Genomic DNA, 16363 nt, shown 5'->3' with positions numbered 1-16363 from the left:
GTCGCTGCGTCAGGGTCTATTTCTTTTCCTGCTGGGCCTTTTTGATCTCCGCTTCGCTGACTTTTTTTGCCGGTGCATTTGTCGCCGGTGAAGTGGGGGCCTTGCGCGTGGCGTTCGCTTGCGCCATGACGGCGGCGCAGTCCGTGTCGGGGGCTTTGTCGATGTTGACCAGCGGCAGCAGGGCGGCCAGCGGCGTGACGATGGTGGCCAGGGCCACGGCGGCGCCGGCTTTCAGGGCCAGCGGACCTTTTTGCGGGCCCACGTCCGGGTTCTTGAACGTGCCTTTCGCATACAGCGGCGTGCGCAGGGTGATGATGCGGGCGCCCTTGGTGCGCGGGCGCACGTCGAGGTCCAGGGTTTCGTGGGCCAGGTTGACATTGCCCGTGACATTCACGACGGCCGTGTCCGTGTCGAGCACGAAGCGGCGCACGTCGGCCTGGCCATTCGTGACGGCGAAATCGCTGGCCATGCAGTTCAGGTGCACCTGCTTGTCGCCAAAGATTTTCACGAAGACGGCATTGGCCAGATTCAGGCCGGCCAGTTCCAGCATGAACTGGCTGACTGAGCCTTCGCTGACGGTGACCGCCAGTTCGCCATTCGCGCTGGCCAGCATGGCCGAGACGGAGTTGCCGTGACCCGTCAGTGCCGCGTCGCCATACACTTCGCCGTAGCTCGCTTGCATCGATTGCAGCTTGGGAAACAGTTCGCGAATTTTGAGGTGGCGCGCCGTCACCTTGGCTTGCGCGGCGATGGTCTTTTGACGGCCATCGAGCGTGATATTCGAGGTAATGTCGCCACCGGCCATGCCGAAGTTGAGCGGCGTCAAACTCAGCACCTTGTCTTTCATGTGGATGTTGGCGACGACGTCGTTGAATGGAATGTCGTGCGTGCGTACCAGCTTCTTGCCGGTAAATTTCACGTCGGCATCAAGCGCATTCCATTTTGCTGTGTTGAACTGTTCCACGGGCAAGGCTTTGTTGTCGGGCTGGACGGGCGCCTTGCCGCGCGCCTGTTTCTGCGCATTGCTGTCCGCGCCGATGGTGGGGCCCAGGTCTTCCAGGCGCAGTTGCTGCGACGTCACTTCGCCGCGCAGCAGGGGACGGGGCTGGCGCGGCAGGTATTGCAAGGTGCCGGCCAGGTTGCTCTGGCCCACCGTCCCCTTGAAGTTTTGGTAGGTCCAGTGCCAGCTCGCGCCGTCCTTCTTACCCAGCAGGCGACCTTTGGTGGCATAGTCCGGGGTTTCCGGCAGCAGCACGCCTGTCAGCGGATACAGGTCGGCCATGCTGGCGCCCGCCAGGCTCAGTTGCAAATCGATGCCGGACAGCGAGCGCGGGTCCGTCAGGGTGCCATCGATGCTGGCCTTGTTTTTGCCCAGTACGGCATGCGCCTGCACGGGATACACGGTGTTGTTGTCGGCCAATGACAGCACGGCGCCCGCCTTGCCGCCGCCCGTCACGGGCGCCTTGCGGTAGCTGCCACCCAGGGTAAAGGCGATGCCGTATTTCTGCACGGGCGCGCTGCCTGGCGCCTCTCCCGGCGTGGCGTCGGGCGCCGTCGAGCTGACCTTGGCGCGCACATCGAGGGCGATGCCCTCGTCCAGGTAGCGGATGGCGCCGTCGCCGAAGGCCATGCGCTGGATTTCCACTTCCCATGGCGAAGGGCCGTTATCCTTCAAGGTCCAGCTATTGCTGCCATCGGCGCGCCGCTGCAGGGCAATGTTTGGCGCGTCGAGCGCCAGGTCCGTCAGCACCACCTTGTGCAGCAGCAGGGGCAGCGGATGAATGGTCACGTCGATGCGTTTCGCGCTGGCCAGTTGCGGGCCGGCCGTGGCCCAATCCGGGTTGCTCATGCGCACGTCCTGCGCGCTGATGACAGGGCGGGGCACATAGCGGCGCCAGCCCGGCTCCGTTTTCAAGCCTTGCTTCCATTTCACCTGCAGGTCGCCGCCGATGATGAAGGTGCGCCCCGTGCTTTCCGACACCTTCTGGTTGATGTAGGGACGGGCGCGGTTCCAGTCGAAAGTCAGCACGAAGATGACCACGATGGCGATCAGGGCCAGCAGGGTGGCCAGGCTCCAGCCGAGGATTTTGAGCGGGGTTGAGCGTGTCATGGTAAGCCAGTCGCAATGATTTTTTCATCAAGGTAGACCAATAGGCCATGGTGGTCGGTGCGCTGGGTTACGTAAGATACGTAGGTAAGGCATGTCGCTTGAAATGATTCCATAATTCGATTATTATTGAATTATGGAAAATGAAAAGACAATAGTGAGCAGGGCGATACCGTTGACGAGTGCTTCCGCCATCGTGGCCCTGGCGGCGCTGGCACAGGAATCGCGGCTGGCCGTGTTCCGGCTGCTGGTGCAAGCGGGGTCGCAAGGCATGGCTGCCACGAAAATCGCCGAGGCGCTGGCCATTGCGCCATCGTCGCTGTCGTTTCACTTGAAGGAATTGGCGCACGCCGATCTGGTGACGGCGAGCAAGGCGGGCCGCTCCATCATCTATGCCGCCAACTATGCGGGCATGAACGGCTTGCTGGTCTTCTTGACCGATAACTGCTGCGCCGGCGCCCCTTGTTGCGTCAGCGAACCACATTTACTAAAGGAAACGACGACATGACGATCACGATTTATCACAACACGGCGTGCGGCACTTCGCGCAACACCTTGGCCCTGATCCGCAACACGGGCGTCGAGCCCGTCATCATCGATTACGTCAAGCACCCGCCTTCGCGTGAAGAACTGGTCGACCTGATCAAGCGTGCGGGCCTGTCCGTGCGCGCGGTGATGCGCGACAAGGGCGCCCTGTACGAGGAACTGGGCCTGGCCAATCCTGAGCTGAGCGATGCGGCCCTGCTGGACGCCATGCAAGCTCATCCTGTTTTGATCAACCGCCCCATCGTCGTCACGGAACGGGGCGTGCGCCTGTGCCGGCCGTCGGAAAAAGTGCTGGAGATCCTGCCGTTGCCGCAGCAAGGCGCCTTTGCCAAGGAAGACGGCCAGGCCGTGGTGGGCACCGACGGCAAGCCGGTGGCCTGAGATGGACGAGCAAGCCAATGAGTTGCCGAACATCATCGCCGCCCACCTGGACTTGCCCAGCCTCGATAAATTGGCGCCGGTCACACTTTCCACCCACGCGCCGCGCATCCTGCTGCTGTACGGCTCCCTGCGCGAACGGTCGTACAGCAAGCTGCTGAGCCTGGAAGCGGAACGCATCCTGCGCCACTTTGGCGCCGACACGCGCGTGTTCGATCCGCATGGCTTGCCCATGGTCGACAGCGTGTCGCCCGAGCATCCGAAAGTGCAGGAACTGCGTGCGCTGTCGCTCTGGTCGGAAGGGCAAGTCTGGTGCAGTCCCGAGCGGCATGGCGCCGTCACGGGGGTCTTCAAATCGCAGATCGACTGGCTGCCGCTGGAAACGGGCAGCGTGCGGCCCACGCAGGGACGGACCCTTGCCGTGATGCAAGTGTCGGGTGGTTCGCAATCGTTCAATGCCGTCAACGGCTTGCGCGTGCTGGGGCGCTGGATGCGCATGGTCACCATTCCGAACCAGTCCTCGGTGGCCAAGGCATACCAGGAATTCGACGATGCGGGCCGCATGAAGCCGTCGCCGTACTACGAGCGCCTGGTCGATGTGATGGAGGAGTTGTACAAATTCACCCTGCTGGTGCGCGACCGCCGTGATTACCTGGGCAGTCGCTACAGCGAGCGGCTGGAAGCGGAGCCGGCCATCGTGCAGGAATTGGCGGGCGCGGCGATGGTGCATGAACGGCAGTAATAAAAACGGCGCCATCGGCGCCGTCGTGTTTGTTGTAGCGAAAACTGCAATTAGTGATTGCGGTCCACGGCAAACGAGCACAGTTGCAGCATGGATTGTTTGTAGACGCTGTCCGGCCAGCCGGTGATGGCATCGGCGGCGCGTTGGCCGGCGATTTCCGCCTGTTTGCGCGTGTAGTCGAGGGCGCCGCTGCTGGTGATGGCGGCCAGGATGGCGTCGAAATGCTGTTCGTCGCCCTGCTCGATGCAGCTGCGCACCAGTTCGCGCTGTTCCGGCGTGCCATTTTCCATCAGCCAGATCAGCGGCATGGTCGGTTTGCCTTCGCGCAAGTCGTCGCCCACGTTCTTGCCGATTTCGGTGGCGTCGCCTGCATAGTCGAGCACGTCGTCGATCAGCTGGAAGGCCGTGCCCAGCGAGCGGCCGTATTCGGCAGCCGCTTCGATATCGTCTTCGCTGGCGCCGGCGATCAGGGCGCCCAGTTGCGCCGACGCTTCGAACAGCTTGGCTGTCTTCGAGCGGATGACGTTCAGGTAGCTCTCTTGCGTCACGTCCGGATCGTGCATGTTCAGCAACTGCAGCACTTCGCCTTCGGCGATCACGTTGGTGGCGTCGGAGAGGATTTGCATGACGCGCATATTATTCAGCGATACCATCAGCTGGAACGAGCGCGAATGCAGGAAATCGCCCACCAGCACCGAGGCGGCATTGCCGAACAGGGCATTGGCCGTCTGGCGTCCGCGGCGCATCGACGATTCGTCGACGACATCGTCGTGCAGCAGGGTAGCGGTATGGATGAATTCGACCACGGCAGCCAGTTCATGGTGCGCCGTGCCACGATAGGCGTGGGCATTGGCCACCAGCAAAATCAGTACGGGACGTATGCGTTTGCCGCCTGCACTGATGATGTATTCAGCGATCTGGTTGATCAGAATCACATCGGAGTGCAGTTTTTGGCGGATCACCGTATTGACTGCATCCATATCGGCGGCAATCGTTTGCACGATGGTGTTTTGGTTAACGTGTTTGTTAGCGTCAGACAAGGCGAACCTGCATTAGATTGTGGGTGCGGCGATTATACGACATGGCTTGCGCGAGCGTGATGTTTGCCTATGACTGTAGAGCAATTGTTTGACCTTGTTGGCACTGGCGCGTGCTTTTTTGTCCGCCTGGCGCAAGCCTGACATGATGGACAGGTTGTCGACATACCACGATCATCGGTCTTTGTGAATAGTTTTTGACGCAATTTATCAGTCCGTGTATAATCGCTGGTTCCCCCTGTTGTGTACGGCTTGCTTTGCGTGACAGTGGGACAAATTCTTTCAACATTTGATGAGGTTTCAAATCATGTACGCGGTCATAAAAACCGGTGGCAAACAATACAAAGTTGTCGCTGGCGAAAAACTTAAAGTAGAACAGATACCGGCAGACATTGGTTCCGAAATCACCATCGATCAAGTTCTCGCAGTAGGCGCGGGCGACACCATTAAATTTGGTGCGCCATTGGTCGAAGGTGCAACGGTACTGGTTACGGTTGTGGCGCATGGTCGCCATGATAAGGTCAAAATTTTCAAGATGCGTCGTCGTAAGCATTACCAAAAGCATCAAGGCCATCGCCAGAATTTTACCGAAATCCAAATCGTTTCGATCAACGGCTAATCGCCGCTGTTTGAATTAATCAGCTATCAAGGAGTCTTAAATGGCACATAAAAAAGGCGGCGGCACAACGCGAAACGGCCGTGATTCAGAATCAAAACGCCTGGGCGTTAAAGTCTACGGCGGCCAAGCTATCAATGCTGGCGGCATCATCATTCGTCAACGCGGCACGCCAGTGCGCGCCGGCGAAGGTGTAGGCATGGGCAAAGACCACACCTTGTTCGCGCTGATCGCGGGCAAAGTGAAGTTCGTTGTCAAAGGTGCCGGCTCGAAGCAATTCGTGACCGTTGTACCTAACGCAGCAGTACCAGCGTAATTCATCGCGGGGCGCCAGTTCGCTCCGCTGTGATCGCATGATGTAAGGCGCAAGCCTTCAATCGAAAGGCTCTGCCCAAGGTAGAGCCTTTTTAGTTTTATGGCGGCAAAATTATGAAGTTTATCGACGAAGCAAAAATCGAAGTCATCGCGGGCGATGGCGGCAACGGCTGCGCCTCTTTCTGCCGTGAAAAATTCCGGCCTTTCGGCGGTCCCGATGGCGGCGATGGCGGCAAGGGCGGCACCATTTGGGCAGTCGCCGACCGCAATATCAACACGCTCGTCGATTTCCGCTTCTCCAAAATGCACAAGGCTCGCAATGGCGAGCCTGGCCGTGGCGCAGATTGCTATGGCAAGGGCGCGGATGACATCCACCTGCGCATGCCGGTCGGCACCTTGATCATCGACAACGCGAGCGGCGAAATCCTGGCCGATTTGACCGAACACGGCCAGATCGAAATGCTGGCCAAAGGCGGCGAAGGCGGCTGGGGCAATATCCACTTCAAGTCCTCGACCAACCGCGCGCCACGCCAAAAAGGCGAGGGCAAGGAAGGCGAACGCCGCGAACTGCGCCTGGAACTGAAAGTACTGGCCGATGTGGGCCTGCTGGGCATGCCGAACGCCGGCAAGTCGACGTTCATTTCGGCTGTCTCGAACGCGCGTCCGAAAATTGCTGATTACCCATTTACTACCCTGCACCCGAACCTGGGCGTGGTGCGCGTGTCGCACGAGAAGAGCTTTGTGATCGCCGATATTCCCGGCTTGATCGAAGGCGCTTCCGAAGGCGCGGGCCTGGGCCATCAATTCCTGCGTCACTTGCAGCGCACGGGCCTGCTGTTGCACATCGTCGACCTGGCGCCGTTTGAAACCAACGTCGATCCTGTCAAGGAAGCCAAGGCGCTGGTCAAGGAACTGAAAAAATACGACGAGTCGCTGGTCGACAAGCCGCGCTGGCTGGTGTTGAACAAGCTCGACATGGTGCCGGAAGAAGACCGCAAGAAGCTGGTGAAGGACTTCCTCAAGCGTTTCGCCTGGAAAGGTCCCGTCTTCGAGATTTCCGCGCTGAACCATCAAGGTTGCCCGGAACTGGTGAATGCGATTTATCAACATCTGGAAGCGAAGAAGCACAGCGAAAGCCGTGCCGAAGAAACGCAGATGACCGAAGAAGCACGCGGTATCTCGTCGATCGACCCGGATGATCCGCGTTTCAAAATTATCGACTAAGGCTGTATCCTGATGTCAGTACAGGCGGTCGCTGTCGCGTTATCGCGCAAGCAAGCGTGGCAGCGCCGTGTATTGCATCTGATCGCGTATGCTTACGGGCTGAGCGCGGTCGCCTGCCTGCTGTTCGCCGATGAGTTGGCGGCCGGCATGGGCATCTTCCTCAATGGCGTCAATGGCTACAGCCAGTTCTACGCTTCCCATGTCGGTGTCTGGGGCGCTACCGCGCTCCTGGCGCTGTTCGCAGCACGGCAGGGCGAACCGCCCATCCTCGGCGATATCACTGCAATGTTGGTCCTGGCGCAGCCCGCCGGCCGTTTGTACGCGGCCATCAGTTTCGGCTTGCCCCAGGGTTTTGTGTTGTTCATGTGCGCAATCGAGCTGCTGGCGGGGCTGGCCTTGCTGCTGCTGCGTCCTGCGCGCTGACGTCTATTAAGTGAAGAGCGCCGCCCCATGGATTCCGTGATTCAAAAAGCTACCCGCATTATCATCAAAGTCGGCTCTTCGCTGGTCACCAACGATGGCCGCGGACTCGACCATGCCGCCATTGCCCGCTGGGCTGCGCAGATTTCCGGCTTGCGCGCCCTGGGCAAGGAAGTCGTGCTGGTCAGCTCCGGCGCCATCGCCGAAGGCATGCTGCGCCTCGGTTTCGAGCGGCGCCCCACCGATATCCACGAATTGCAGGCCTGCGCCGCCGTCGGCCAGATGGGCCTGGCGCAAATCTATGAAAGCAGCTTCCGCGCCCACCAGCTGGGCACGGCGCAAGTGCTGCTGACGCACGCCGACCTGGCCGACCGCGAACGCTACCTGAATGCCCGCTCCACCCTGACGACCCTGCTGCGCCTGGGCGTGGTGCCGATCATCAATGAAAACGACACCGTCGTCACCGATGAAATCAAGTTCGGCGACAACGATACGCTGGGCGCCCTGGTTGCCAACCTGATCGAGGCCGATGCGCTGGTCATCCTGACGGACCAGCACGGCCTGTTCTCGGCCGATCCGCGCAAGGACCCGAACGCTTACCTGATCACGCAGGGCATCGCCGGCGATCCAGCCCTGGAAGCGATGGCCGGCGGCGCCGGCAGCAGCCTGGGGCGTGGCGGCATGCTGACGAAAATTCTCGCTGCCAAGCGCGCCGCCAAGTCCGGCGCCCATACGATCATCGCCTGGGGCCGCGACAGCGATGTGCTGAGCCGCCTGGCTAGTGGCGAAGCGATCGGCACGGAATTGCGCGCGCAAACGGGGCAATTGACGGCGCGCAAGCAGTGGATGGCCGATCATCTGCACACGGCCGGCGCCGTCGTGCTGGACGCGGGCGCCGTGCAAAAGCTGCGCCAGGAAGGCAAGTCCCTGCTGCCGATCGGCGTGACGGGCGTAAACGGCGAATTCGGCCGAGGTGCCGTCATCACTTGCGTCGATGCCGCCGGCGTGCCCGTGGCGCGTGGCCTGTCCAACTACACGAGCGGCGAAGCGCGCCGCATCATGCGCAAGCCCTCCACCGAGATCGAGTCCATTCTCGGTTACATGGAAGGCCATGAGCTGATTCACCGCGACAATATGGTCTTGCTGTAAGCATGGACTACCCTGCAAATTTGAATCATCCTCGCGATGCGTTCAGGTTTGCAGGGCCCGCGCGGCAAACACGGCCGCAGCCGGCAGTTCCAGCAAGGCCGGCAAATATTCCAGCAATCCCCTCCATAACGCTTTCAACACCCCAGGCTCGGCATCGCGCCGTTCCAGTTCGCGGCTCAGCGCTTGTAGTGCCGCCTGGGCATCGCGATTGCCCGAATGTTCGACCAGGGCGATGACTTCCCGGTATGCGTCCGCTACGGCCTGGCCGCCCGTCTGCTGCAACTGCTTTAATGAACCTTCGATGTGCGAGCGATTGATGATGGTGGCGCCGGCGCCGATGCCGCTGAAATGGTCGCCCATAGGTCCTCCTAGTGTTTAATCTCTGAGCGGTTGGCGATGTTGGCGCCACTGCCTATGTTGCTGAATTCGTCGCCGAAAGTGACCTTTGAATGGTCCACATTGACGTGATATGTCGCCGCCGTCTGGCGGTTTTCCATGACGTTGATAATGGCCTGCGCGATGGCTAGGATGCCCTCCTTGTCGCGCGATTGCAGCAAGCTCGAACTACCCGCACTGGTTTCGATAAAGAGGGTGTAGTACTTCAGTTGCGTGCGGTCCCACAGGCCGTAGCCCGCGATGGAAAGGAATGCCAGGCCGGCAAGGACGTACAGCCAGGCAGGCAGAGCGGGGCGTCGCCCAAACAGTTGCGCGGACAGGTGCTCGACGATCAGCGGTTCATGGATGCACAGGAGCCAGGCCAGCGCCAGGCAGAGCAAAATGAAAAACAGGCTGAATCTGGGCAGGCGTTCGCGTTCCTGCACATAGCTTTGGGTCAGATTGTGGATAGGATAGACACGCCCACCGTAGCGCAAAGTATTGTTTGTGATCGTTAACTCAGCCATGGCGCGCCCCCGAAGCTTTCGCGTGTCTGGCTAGTGTGGGCCGCTATCGGATCTATTCTTTAATCTGGCGCAAACGGGCGCGCTCTTATAGCTGGCCGTAACGAAAGCCCAGGCCAAAGGCAAGGGGCCATTTCAGCCACAGCAGCAGCAGCAATCCCCCGTACCATAGCGTGAAGAGCCCGTGCACGAGCGGTGCCGGCAGGTAGCGCAAGAGAAATTGGTACACCTTAACTCCCAGGTAACAGTGGTGCGAACAGCACCGTCAGGCAAGACCAGGCCGCCTGCAAATCGCTGGTCGACGTCAGCGCGAAGCTGAGTATGACAAATTGCAAGGTCAAAAACCAGCTGAAGACACGCCATAGGGCGTAATGGCGCAACTGTTCCGCCCATGGCATATGCTTGCCCCACAGGTGGACGATGACCAGTCCGGCGCCGTGGAACAATCCCCAGGCCAGGTAGCGCGGCGACAGTTCATGCCACAAGCCCAGCACCATCATGCTGCCCAGGCTGGCCAGCAGATATTGCCTTGTGCGTGACAAGATGGGCCGGAAGACGAAATCGCGGCACCAGTCCGACACCGTGATATGCCAGCGGCGCCAGAAATCGGGCAGGTTACGGGCAGCAAAAGGGAAATGAAAATTTTCCGGCACGCGTATGCCCAGCAACGCGGCAAAGCCGATGGCGATATCGCAATAGCCCGAGAATTGCCAGTACAGGTTCAGGCCATACCCCACCAGCGGCAGGTAGGCATCGAGCCAGGCGTTTCCGGTGGACAGATTCAGAGTATTGAATTTGAAATTGAGAATATATCCTGCGAGTAAAACTACCTTGCAATAACCGTATAGCATGCGCTGCAAGGCTTGCGAGGCGAGTTGCCTGTCCCACCGTGCGCGCAATAGTTCCATGCGGAAGGCATCGTAACGCTGGACCGGACCGACGGCCACGGTGGGTGGGAAGAGCAGATAACCGAGCGTCGTGCCGACGCGGCCATCGCGCGCGATGCCACCACCGCCATGCTCGGCGATCAGGTGCCAGGCTTTCAGCGAGACGAAGGCGTAGCCCAAGTAAGCGGCCAGGCCGTGGCTGGCTTTGGCATATTGATAAGCAATAAAGGCGAGCAGCACGCCGGCCAGGCCCAGCGTTTGCATCAGGGCCGGGCGGTGCCACTGGGGGCAGCAGATGAAGGCCAGCCAGGCCAGCAAGGCGGACCAGGCCGCCACGCTGCTCCAGCCATCATGTCCGAGCAGCACGGCGCCACTCCCGGCCAGCAGCCAGGGGCGCCATGCGGGCGGCAGGCGCCAGTAGAGCGCGACCAGCACGAGCATGCACAGCATGCCGAAAGTTGTCATCCACACCATGTTAACGTTCGTCCCGCAGTTGCTGTAATTGCGCTTGCCACCATGGCGTAAACAGACGGGCTCCGGCGGCATTCAAATGGCTGCCGTCGCAATGCAAGTTTTGCTGCACGTAAATCGGTGAGCTGAGGTAGCGAATATGGCGGCCCGGGGGCAGTGCTTGTTGTAAACGTGATAACCATCGTTGTTTTTCCGTCGCGGTCGTTTGCTCGACCAGTTCGGAGCGGCGTAGTTCAAGCAGCACGATGCGCACCCCCCGTTGTGCCAGGCGTTGCAGGCGGTCAGTTAGCTGCCGGTTGACGGCCGAGTCATTAAAAACACGTTGCAGATTGGCGGCATTTTTAAGAATTTCGCGCCGCCGCGTATGGGCTGGGATGGTGGCGCACTCAAAAGGCTCGCGTTGGTCAAGCAGTGCGACATAGGCCTGTGGCGGTGCCAGCCGTGCGTTCCCGGTAAGCTGGTAGGCAAGTCCCTTGCTTGCCAAAATGAAATCCTGCCGCAGTTCATCCATGATCACGTTGTCTTGATCGGGCAACAGCAGGTTTTCATCAATGACCAGAATATCCGGTGGATGGCGGTCAATGATGTCCAGGCTGGGTTTCAGGTAGCCCATGCCGGTGCCGGGCTTGGTCATGCGCATCCAGTCGATGCCGGGCGGCGCCACCTGTGCCAGCGCAGGCGGCGTGGCGGCCCATAGCAGGGACGAGCCCAAGCCCAGCACGCGTAACTTGCCATCGGTCGACGGTGCATCGAGAAACTGGCGTGTATGATCGGCAATGGCGTAGTCAGGCTTGTGCCCGGATGACCAGCGCGGCAGCGCAATCAGGGCAATGGCGCCCGCGACCGCGAGTGCGCCGTACAACCAGATGCGCAGAGGCGGTGCGGAGGCCATCTTAGCGCGTCAGCCGTTTGATCAGTTGCACGGTGGCATCCATCGTTTCCATGTGTACCACATCTGATGGACTCAGGCGTACCTTGAACAGGGTTTCCAGGCCGATCACGAAGTTGATATGCGCCAACGAGTCCCAGCCCGGTGTATTGGCGGGGCCTGAATCGCCCTTCAGCATTCCCGCTGGCAAGTTGAACAGGTTCGCGGCCAGTGCAAAAATGTCTTGCTGCTGATTACCGTGTGCGCTGGCCGCCATCGGGCTCACCGACAGCGCGTGCTGTAACTGTGCCGTAATGACCTTGCCGGATGGCGTGCGCGGCAATTGGCCCGTCAAGCTGATGCGTTTCGGCAATTCGTGTGCCCCCAGATACTGGGCGCAATGCTGCAGCAGTTGCTGGTGATCCACCTCCATGCCGGGGCGCAGCACCACGCAGGCGACGGGAATTTCCCCCCAGGTCGGGTCGGGCATGGCGACGGTGGCCGCTTCCAGCACGGCCGGGTGCTGCAGCAGCACGCTATTGATGGCTTCCGGCGACAGGTTGTAGCCGCCGCAAATGATCACGTCCTTGAGGCGCCCCGTGATCCAGTACACGCCATCGCTGTCGCGCCGTGCCAGATCGCCCGTATGCAGCCAGCCGTCGCGCAGGACGGCAGCGGTTGCTTGCGGATTATCAAGGTAGCCATGCATCAGGTTGGCGCCTTGCAGGCACAGTTCGCCTGATTCGTCGCAGCCGGCCTCGCCGCCATCGTCGCGCACGATTTTGGCCAGCATGTCGCGCGGCACGCCCACGCTGCCGATCTTCTGGCTGGCGGCATCCGGTCCCGCATACAGGCCGCAGGCACCCGTTTCGCTCAAGCCATAGGTATTGATGAGTTTTACCTTGAAACATTGGCTGAAGCCGGTCCAGGTGGCTGGGCTCAGGGGAGCGCTGCAGGAAATGGCAAGGTGGAAATGGCCATTGTCGAAGTTTTCCGCCAGGTGGGCGCCATATTGCTGCAGCAGGGCCAGCGCTGTCGGCGCGGCGATCAGGTGGGTCACCTGTTCGCGGTAAATGGCAATCAAAATGGCCTCAATGGCGACGATGCTGAAGGGCGCGGGACGCACCAAGGTACAGCCCCGTTGGTAAGCCAGCAGCACGCCTTGCACCAAGCCATCGGCGTGCGACAAAGGCATCAGGTTCAGCAGGCGGGAAGCGGGTATCAGTGCGTAGTGTGCGCCTATGGTCTGCAGGTGCGCGAGCAGGGCGGGCCAGTGCATTTCAACGCCTTTCGGACGGGCCGTGCTGCCTGAAGTAAACACGACATAGGCGGGCCCCTCCTGCCGTGCGGGCGGCAAGGGCGCCGGCGTTGGGGCTGCCAGCAGGCCGGGCCAATTGTCCGGGTCGGCGGGGGCACGCCGTCCCAGCAATTTACTCAACAGGGCGCCCTTGGCCTGGACTGCACCGACGCGGATTTGCTGCGCAGGCAGCGCGATATCTTGGGCACGCCATAGTTCGATTGCATCGGCATCGGCAATGACGGCATCGATGCGCGTATGTTCCAGCAGATCCTTGACTTGCCGCACGGAGGTGCCCGGATCGAGCAGCAGGGGAATGGCGCCGGCCCGCATGCAACCGAGCAGCAAGGGAGCAAATGCCAGATCATCGCGCACCATCAGCAGCACGCGTTTATGTGGCAGTTCGCTTGCGATCAGCCTGGCCGCCACTTTCAGCAGTTGTTCTTCCAGGTCGGCGTGATCAAGCGTCCTGGAAGCGATCAGGAATGGCGTATGCGTAGGCGTGGGACGGGGCTGAAACATGGTGGGCCTGTCTGTTACCGTGAGATGGAATGCGCCAGTGCGCGACGGTCGAGTTTTCCTGCCGCAGTGTAGGGCAAGGCTGCCTGCAGGCGCAGTTCGCGGGGAAAGGCGTCGATTTGCGGATGTTGACGGCAAAAGGCGACAAAAGCGGGCAAGTCGAAGCCATCGTCAACCACCAGCATGCCGATCAAGCCTTGCGGCCCGGCGGTGACGGCTGCTTGGCGTACCAGCGGATGGTTGCACATGGCGTGTTCGAGCGGGGCCGGATGGACGATGTCGCCATACTCGTTCTTGAGCTGGTCATCGTGCCGGCCCAGCAGGGTGATGTTGCCCAGGCCATCATGGCTGGCGATATCGCCCGTGTAGATCCAGCCGCCGCGGGCGATGGCGGCGGTTTGCGCCGGATCGCCCCAGTACGAGCTCATCAGCTGGTTGCTGTGCACGCGCAGTTCCCCTGCTTGCGCCGGTCCGAGCGGCAGGCCGTCGCCATCGCAGATTTGCAGCACGGCGCCTGCGGGACGGCCGCACGCTTGCGCGGCACCGGGTGCGTGCTGGAACAGCATGCACAGGCCGCCCGTCTCCGTCAGCCCATAGTAATCGACGATGACGAGTCGCATGCGCTCGCTCAATGCCGCGTGCAGTGACGATTGCAGAGGCGCGCCCGTGGAAATGATTTGCCGCAAGCTGGCCGGGTGCAGGGTCAGGTGCGCTGGCAGCCGCTGCAGCATGGCCAGCCACGCGGGGCCTGTCGCCAGCGCGGTAATGCCATGGCGTTGGGCCGCCTGCAAGGTCTTGCCGACATTGCCTCGTTCGTTTTCATCGGCCAGATACACGCTGGCACCGGCAAACAGGGCGGCGACCATGGGGTTGCGCAAGCCGCTCATGGTGTGGCAGTCGCCCAGCGACAGCAATATGTCACCGTCGTGCCAGCCAAATTGCGTGGCCGCCAGCTGGCCGCTTTGCAGTAGCGAACGTTGGCTGTGCACGACACCCTTGGGCGTGCCGGTGCTGCCGGAGGTAAACAAAATCACGGCGGGATCATCTGGGTGGATGCCATGGCCGGACAGCTCCGGTGCGGGCGGCAGCTCCATCCAGCCTTCCAGCAAGGCCGACAGTTCAGGCAATGCACAGCCTGGCGCTAAGACCGTGCTGGCATCCTGGGCTATATCGTCGAGTAACAGCGCCGGGCATGTCGCCAGGGCGGCGGCGCTGTGACGGGGGCGATCCAGCACCAGCAAGGCGGGAGCAATGCGCTCCAGCAAAGGCTGCAACAAGGCGGGTGTGTCCGCCAATTCCTTGCGCAAAGGAACCACGACCGCACCGATGCGCCAGCTGGCCCAGCTCAGCATTACCGCTTCAGGATGGTGTGCGCACAGTATGACGATGCGGTCGCCTGCGCGGACGCCCATCGCCAGCAAGCCCCGTTGCAATGCCGGCACGAGCAGCTCGACTTCCGCCCAGCCAAACGCGCTGCCGTCCATGCCACACAGCAGTAGCGGGCGTTGCTGGTACAGCGCCGGCAGTCGTTGCCACAGATATTCGAAGGTTTCTTCCTGCGGCAGGGGGCGTACGATCTGGCTGGCATAGTAGGATTGCAAACGGGCCATGGCGCCACTGATGGGGGCCATCTGCAGCAGTTCGGTCGCGGCCATGCCCTTTGCTTGCTGGCACACGTATTCCACCGGCAAATTCAGCCGTTGTGCCACCTCGTCCAAGGTCCGTAGCTGGCCCAGCTGGAACAGGATCTGCAATTGCCCGGCGCTCAGTTTCTGCAGCCCCAGGCGCGCCAGGCGTTCCGCATAGCACGGATGGCGCAGCAGCAAGTCTTGCATCAGGCCGCCCAGCGCATCGGTATCGGGCACGGCGCAGCCATTCAGGCTGTCGAGCCGCAGCAGGGCATTGACGACAGCGCGCGATGCGGGCAAGGCCAGGTCGAGATCGGCCTGGCGCAGAGGTGCTCCTTCCCATGCGGGCGGCACCAGCGCCACCAGGCCGTTGTAATGAGCAGTGTCCGGCTCGTCATGCAACTGTCCCCTGGCGTCGAACAGGGTCACTTCCGACATCACCAGCGTCTTGCGTGCGCCGCGTGCTTGCGCAGCATCAAAGCGCTGCTGATAGCAACGGCCGTGAAGGATGTTGCCGCCGCGCTCGAAGTAGGGCGCGGGCTGGCTGTTGGCCATGTGTACGTGCGGGAAGATGATCGGCGCGTCGCTGCGGGCGATGCGCAGCATGTCGCCGGCAAAGGTCACTGGTGCATAGCGATGCAGTGAGTCGAGGCCGTGAATCAGCGCGAATGTGCCATCGCGAAAAGGCATGGGACTGCCCGGTGGCAAGAAAATGATGTCATTGTTGGGCGCGCGCTGTCCTGCGGGCAGCCAGTGAGCGTATCCCATGTAACCGAGCACATCGAAATTGCCTTCCCATACAGAAATGACATGCTGCTGGGGAAACGCCGCCGCCAGCATTTCGCCACTCCAGCCTGTGCGGCCCCAGGTGTCGAGAATGAGGTCGCCTGGTCGCAACTGCTCCCTGACCAGGTCCAGCAAGGCATAAAAGGCGCGCGTGGATTCATTGAAGGGCTGGAAGGCGGCGTAGCGGTCGGGAATGCGGCGCACATGGCGGCGGTGCATGAAGGACAGATACTCGGCGCTGGGCGTCAGCTGGGCACGCAGCGCCGACAGCATCTGGGCATCGCAGCCTTGCCGTGCTTCCGTGAAGAGCGCGAAGCCGTGTATGACGGGAATGTCGATGGCGCATGCCGGACAGCGCAATACTGCTTCCAGCAATGGTGCCAATGCCCCGGCTGGCGTGTTGCTGTGCAGGGGAAGGCGGCAGGCGGGACACGCCAGGATATCTAGTGTCGTGTGCAGCATGGTGTGGTTAGC

The 16363-nt window shown here is 61.2% G+C and carries 16 protein-coding genes; 8 read left to right on the top strand and 8 right to left on the bottom strand.

The window, feature by feature from the left end:
* Window positions 1–16 precede the first annotated feature (16 nt).
* Entirely contained in the window at window positions 17–2110 is a 2094-nt protein-coding gene (locus ACQ4W0_RS04875) for an AsmA family protein (protein ID WP_436575738.1), read from the bottom strand.
* Window positions 2111–2243: 133 nt separating this feature from the next.
* Between ACQ4W0_RS04875 and ACQ4W0_RS04870 the strand changes: the two genes are divergently transcribed.
* The 3 genes from ACQ4W0_RS04870 to arsH are packed head-to-tail and all read left to right on the top strand — an operon-like array spanning window position 2244 to window position 3773.
* Window positions 2244–2615 carry an ArsR/SmtB family transcription factor gene (locus ACQ4W0_RS04870; protein ID WP_436575737.1) on the top strand — a complete coding sequence of 124 codons (372 nt, stop codon included), beginning with the start codon at window positions 2244–2246 and terminating at the stop codon, window positions 2613–2615.
* Window positions 2612–3034, top strand: a complete 423-nt coding sequence (gene arsC / locus ACQ4W0_RS04865) for an arsenate reductase (glutaredoxin) (protein ID WP_436575736.1) — start codon at window positions 2612–2614, stop codon at window positions 3032–3034. Before ACQ4W0_RS04870 ends, arsC begins: the two co-directional genes overlap by 4 nt.
* A gap of 1 nt (window position 3035) precedes the next feature.
* Entirely contained in the window at window positions 3036–3773 is a 738-nt protein-coding gene (gene arsH, locus ACQ4W0_RS04860; RefSeq protein ID WP_436575735.1) for an arsenical resistance protein ArsH, read from the top strand.
* A gap of 50 nt (window positions 3774–3823) precedes the next feature.
* On the opposite strand, the gene ispB is transcribed toward arsH, so the two are convergent.
* Entirely contained in the window at window positions 3824–4813 is a 990-nt protein-coding gene (gene ispB / locus ACQ4W0_RS04855) for an octaprenyl diphosphate synthase (protein ID WP_436575734.1), read from the bottom strand.
* A gap of 304 nt (window positions 4814–5117) precedes the next feature.
* On the opposite strand from ispB, the gene rplU reads away from it, so the two are divergent.
* From rplU to proB, 5 genes are all read left to right on the top strand, one after another.
* Window positions 5118–5429 carry a 50S ribosomal protein L21 gene (gene rplU, locus ACQ4W0_RS04850; RefSeq protein ID WP_038500602.1) on the top strand — a complete coding sequence of 104 codons (312 nt, stop codon included), beginning with the start codon at window positions 5118–5120 and terminating at the stop codon, window positions 5427–5429.
* A gap of 40 nt (window positions 5430–5469) precedes the next feature.
* Window positions 5470–5742: a 50S ribosomal protein L27 gene (rpmA, locus tag ACQ4W0_RS04845; RefSeq protein WP_010395157.1), complete on the top strand. Its 273-nt coding sequence runs from the start codon at window positions 5470–5472 to the stop codon at window positions 5740–5742.
* Between the two features lie 113 nt (window positions 5743–5855).
* Complete coding sequence (gene obgE / locus ACQ4W0_RS04840; protein WP_101484030.1) at window positions 5856–6965, top strand: GTPase ObgE; 1110 nt, start codon at window positions 5856–5858, stop codon at window positions 6963–6965.
* A 12-nt stretch (window positions 6966–6977) separates the two neighbouring features.
* On the top strand, window positions 6978–7388 hold the full coding sequence (locus tag ACQ4W0_RS04835; protein ID WP_436575733.1) for a hypothetical protein: 411 nt from the start codon (window positions 6978–6980) through the stop codon (window positions 7386–7388).
* A 27-nt stretch (window positions 7389–7415) separates the two neighbouring features.
* The gene (gene proB / locus ACQ4W0_RS04830) at window positions 7416–8534 is read left to right on the top strand and encodes a glutamate 5-kinase (RefSeq protein ID WP_436575732.1); all 1119 of its coding nucleotides are present in this window, start codon (window positions 7416–7418) and stop codon (window positions 8532–8534) included.
* A 42-nt stretch (window positions 8535–8576) separates the two neighbouring features.
* Here the strand turns inward: proB and ACQ4W0_RS04825 are convergent, their stop codons facing one another.
* From ACQ4W0_RS04825 to ACQ4W0_RS04800, 6 genes are all read right to left on the bottom strand, one after another.
* Window positions 8577–8894 (bottom strand): hypothetical protein, encoded by a 318-nt coding sequence (locus ACQ4W0_RS04825; RefSeq protein ID WP_436575731.1) that lies wholly within the window; start codon window positions 8892–8894, stop codon window positions 8577–8579.
* An 8-nt stretch (window positions 8895–8902) separates the two neighbouring features.
* Window positions 8903–9436, bottom strand: coding sequence for a DUF6232 family protein (locus ACQ4W0_RS04820; protein WP_436575730.1), 534 nt, complete (start codon window positions 9434–9436; stop codon window positions 8903–8905).
* A 227-nt stretch (window positions 9437–9663) separates the two neighbouring features.
* A complete protein-coding gene (locus ACQ4W0_RS04815) occupies window positions 9664–10794 on the bottom strand; it encodes an MBOAT family O-acyltransferase (protein ID WP_436575729.1) in 1131 nt (376 codons plus the stop codon).
* 1 nt (window position 10795) lies between these two features.
* Complete coding sequence (locus ACQ4W0_RS04810; RefSeq protein WP_436575728.1) at window positions 10796–11683, bottom strand: hypothetical protein; 888 nt, start codon at window positions 11681–11683, stop codon at window positions 10796–10798.
* 1 nt (window position 11684) lies between these two features.
* The gene (locus ACQ4W0_RS04805; RefSeq protein ID WP_436575727.1) at window positions 11685–13478 is read right to left on the bottom strand and encodes an AMP-binding protein; all 1794 of its coding nucleotides are present in this window, start codon (window positions 13476–13478) and stop codon (window positions 11685–11687) included.
* Between the two features lie 14 nt (window positions 13479–13492).
* Entirely contained in the window at window positions 13493–16351 is a 2859-nt protein-coding gene (locus tag ACQ4W0_RS04800; RefSeq protein ID WP_436575726.1) for an AMP-binding protein, read from the bottom strand.
* Between the last annotated feature and the right edge of the window lie 12 nt (window positions 16352–16363).

Origin of the sequence: Janthinobacterium breve (assembly GCF_051380895.1) — a bacterium.
Taxonomy (GTDB): Bacteria; Pseudomonadota; Gammaproteobacteria; order Burkholderiales; family Burkholderiaceae_D; genus Janthinobacterium.
The sequence above is the reverse complement of the archived record's forward strand: the minus strand, read 5'-3'. Positions and strand labels throughout refer to the sequence as shown.

Bases quoted from the DNA above. Each gene is read 5' to 3' on its own strand.
- ACQ4W0_RS04815 (WP_436575729.1), bottom strand. From the start codon at position 10,794: ATGGTGTGGATGACAACTTTCGGCATGCTGTGCATGCTCGTGCTGGTC.
- ACQ4W0_RS04820 (WP_436575730.1), bottom strand. From the start codon at position 9,436: ATGGCTGAGTTAACGATCACAAACAATACTTTGCGCTACGGTGGGCGT.
- ACQ4W0_RS04810 (WP_436575728.1), bottom strand. From the start codon at position 11,683: ATGGCCTCCGCACCGCCTCTGCGCATCTGGTTGTACGGCGCACTCGCG.
- arsH (WP_436575735.1), top strand. From the start codon at position 3,036: ATGGACGAGCAAGCCAATGAGTTGCCGAACATCATCGCCGCCCACCTG.
- ACQ4W0_RS04835 (WP_436575733.1), top strand. From the start codon at position 6,978: ATGTCAGTACAGGCGGTCGCTGTCGCGTTATCGCGCAAGCAAGCGTGG.
- proB (WP_436575732.1), top strand. From the start codon at position 7,416: ATGGATTCCGTGATTCAAAAAGCTACCCGCATTATCATCAAAGTCGGC.
- ACQ4W0_RS04825 (WP_436575731.1), bottom strand. From the start codon at position 8,894: ATGGGCGACCATTTCAGCGGCATCGGCGCCGGCGCCACCATCATCAAT.
- ACQ4W0_RS04805 (WP_436575727.1), bottom strand. From the start codon at position 13,478: ATGTTTCAGCCCCGTCCCACGCCTACGCATACGCCATTCCTGATCGCT.
- rpmA (WP_010395157.1), top strand. From the start codon at position 5,470: ATGGCACATAAAAAAGGCGGCGGCACAACGCGAAACGGCCGTGATTCA.
- rplU (WP_038500602.1), top strand. From the start codon at position 5,118: ATGTACGCGGTCATAAAAACCGGTGGCAAACAATACAAAGTTGTCGCT.
- obgE (WP_101484030.1), top strand. From the start codon at position 5,856: ATGAAGTTTATCGACGAAGCAAAAATCGAAGTCATCGCGGGCGATGGC.
- arsC (WP_436575736.1), top strand. From the start codon at position 2,612: ATGACGATCACGATTTATCACAACACGGCGTGCGGCACTTCGCGCAAC.
- ACQ4W0_RS04870 (WP_436575737.1), top strand. From the start codon at position 2,244: ATGGAAAATGAAAAGACAATAGTGAGCAGGGCGATACCGTTGACGAGT.
- ACQ4W0_RS04800 (WP_436575726.1), bottom strand. From the start codon at position 16,351: ATGCTGCACACGACACTAGATATCCTGGCGTGTCCCGCCTGCCGCCTT.
- ACQ4W0_RS04875 (WP_436575738.1), bottom strand. From the start codon at position 2,110: ATGACACGCTCAACCCCGCTCAAAATCCTCGGCTGGAGCCTGGCCACC.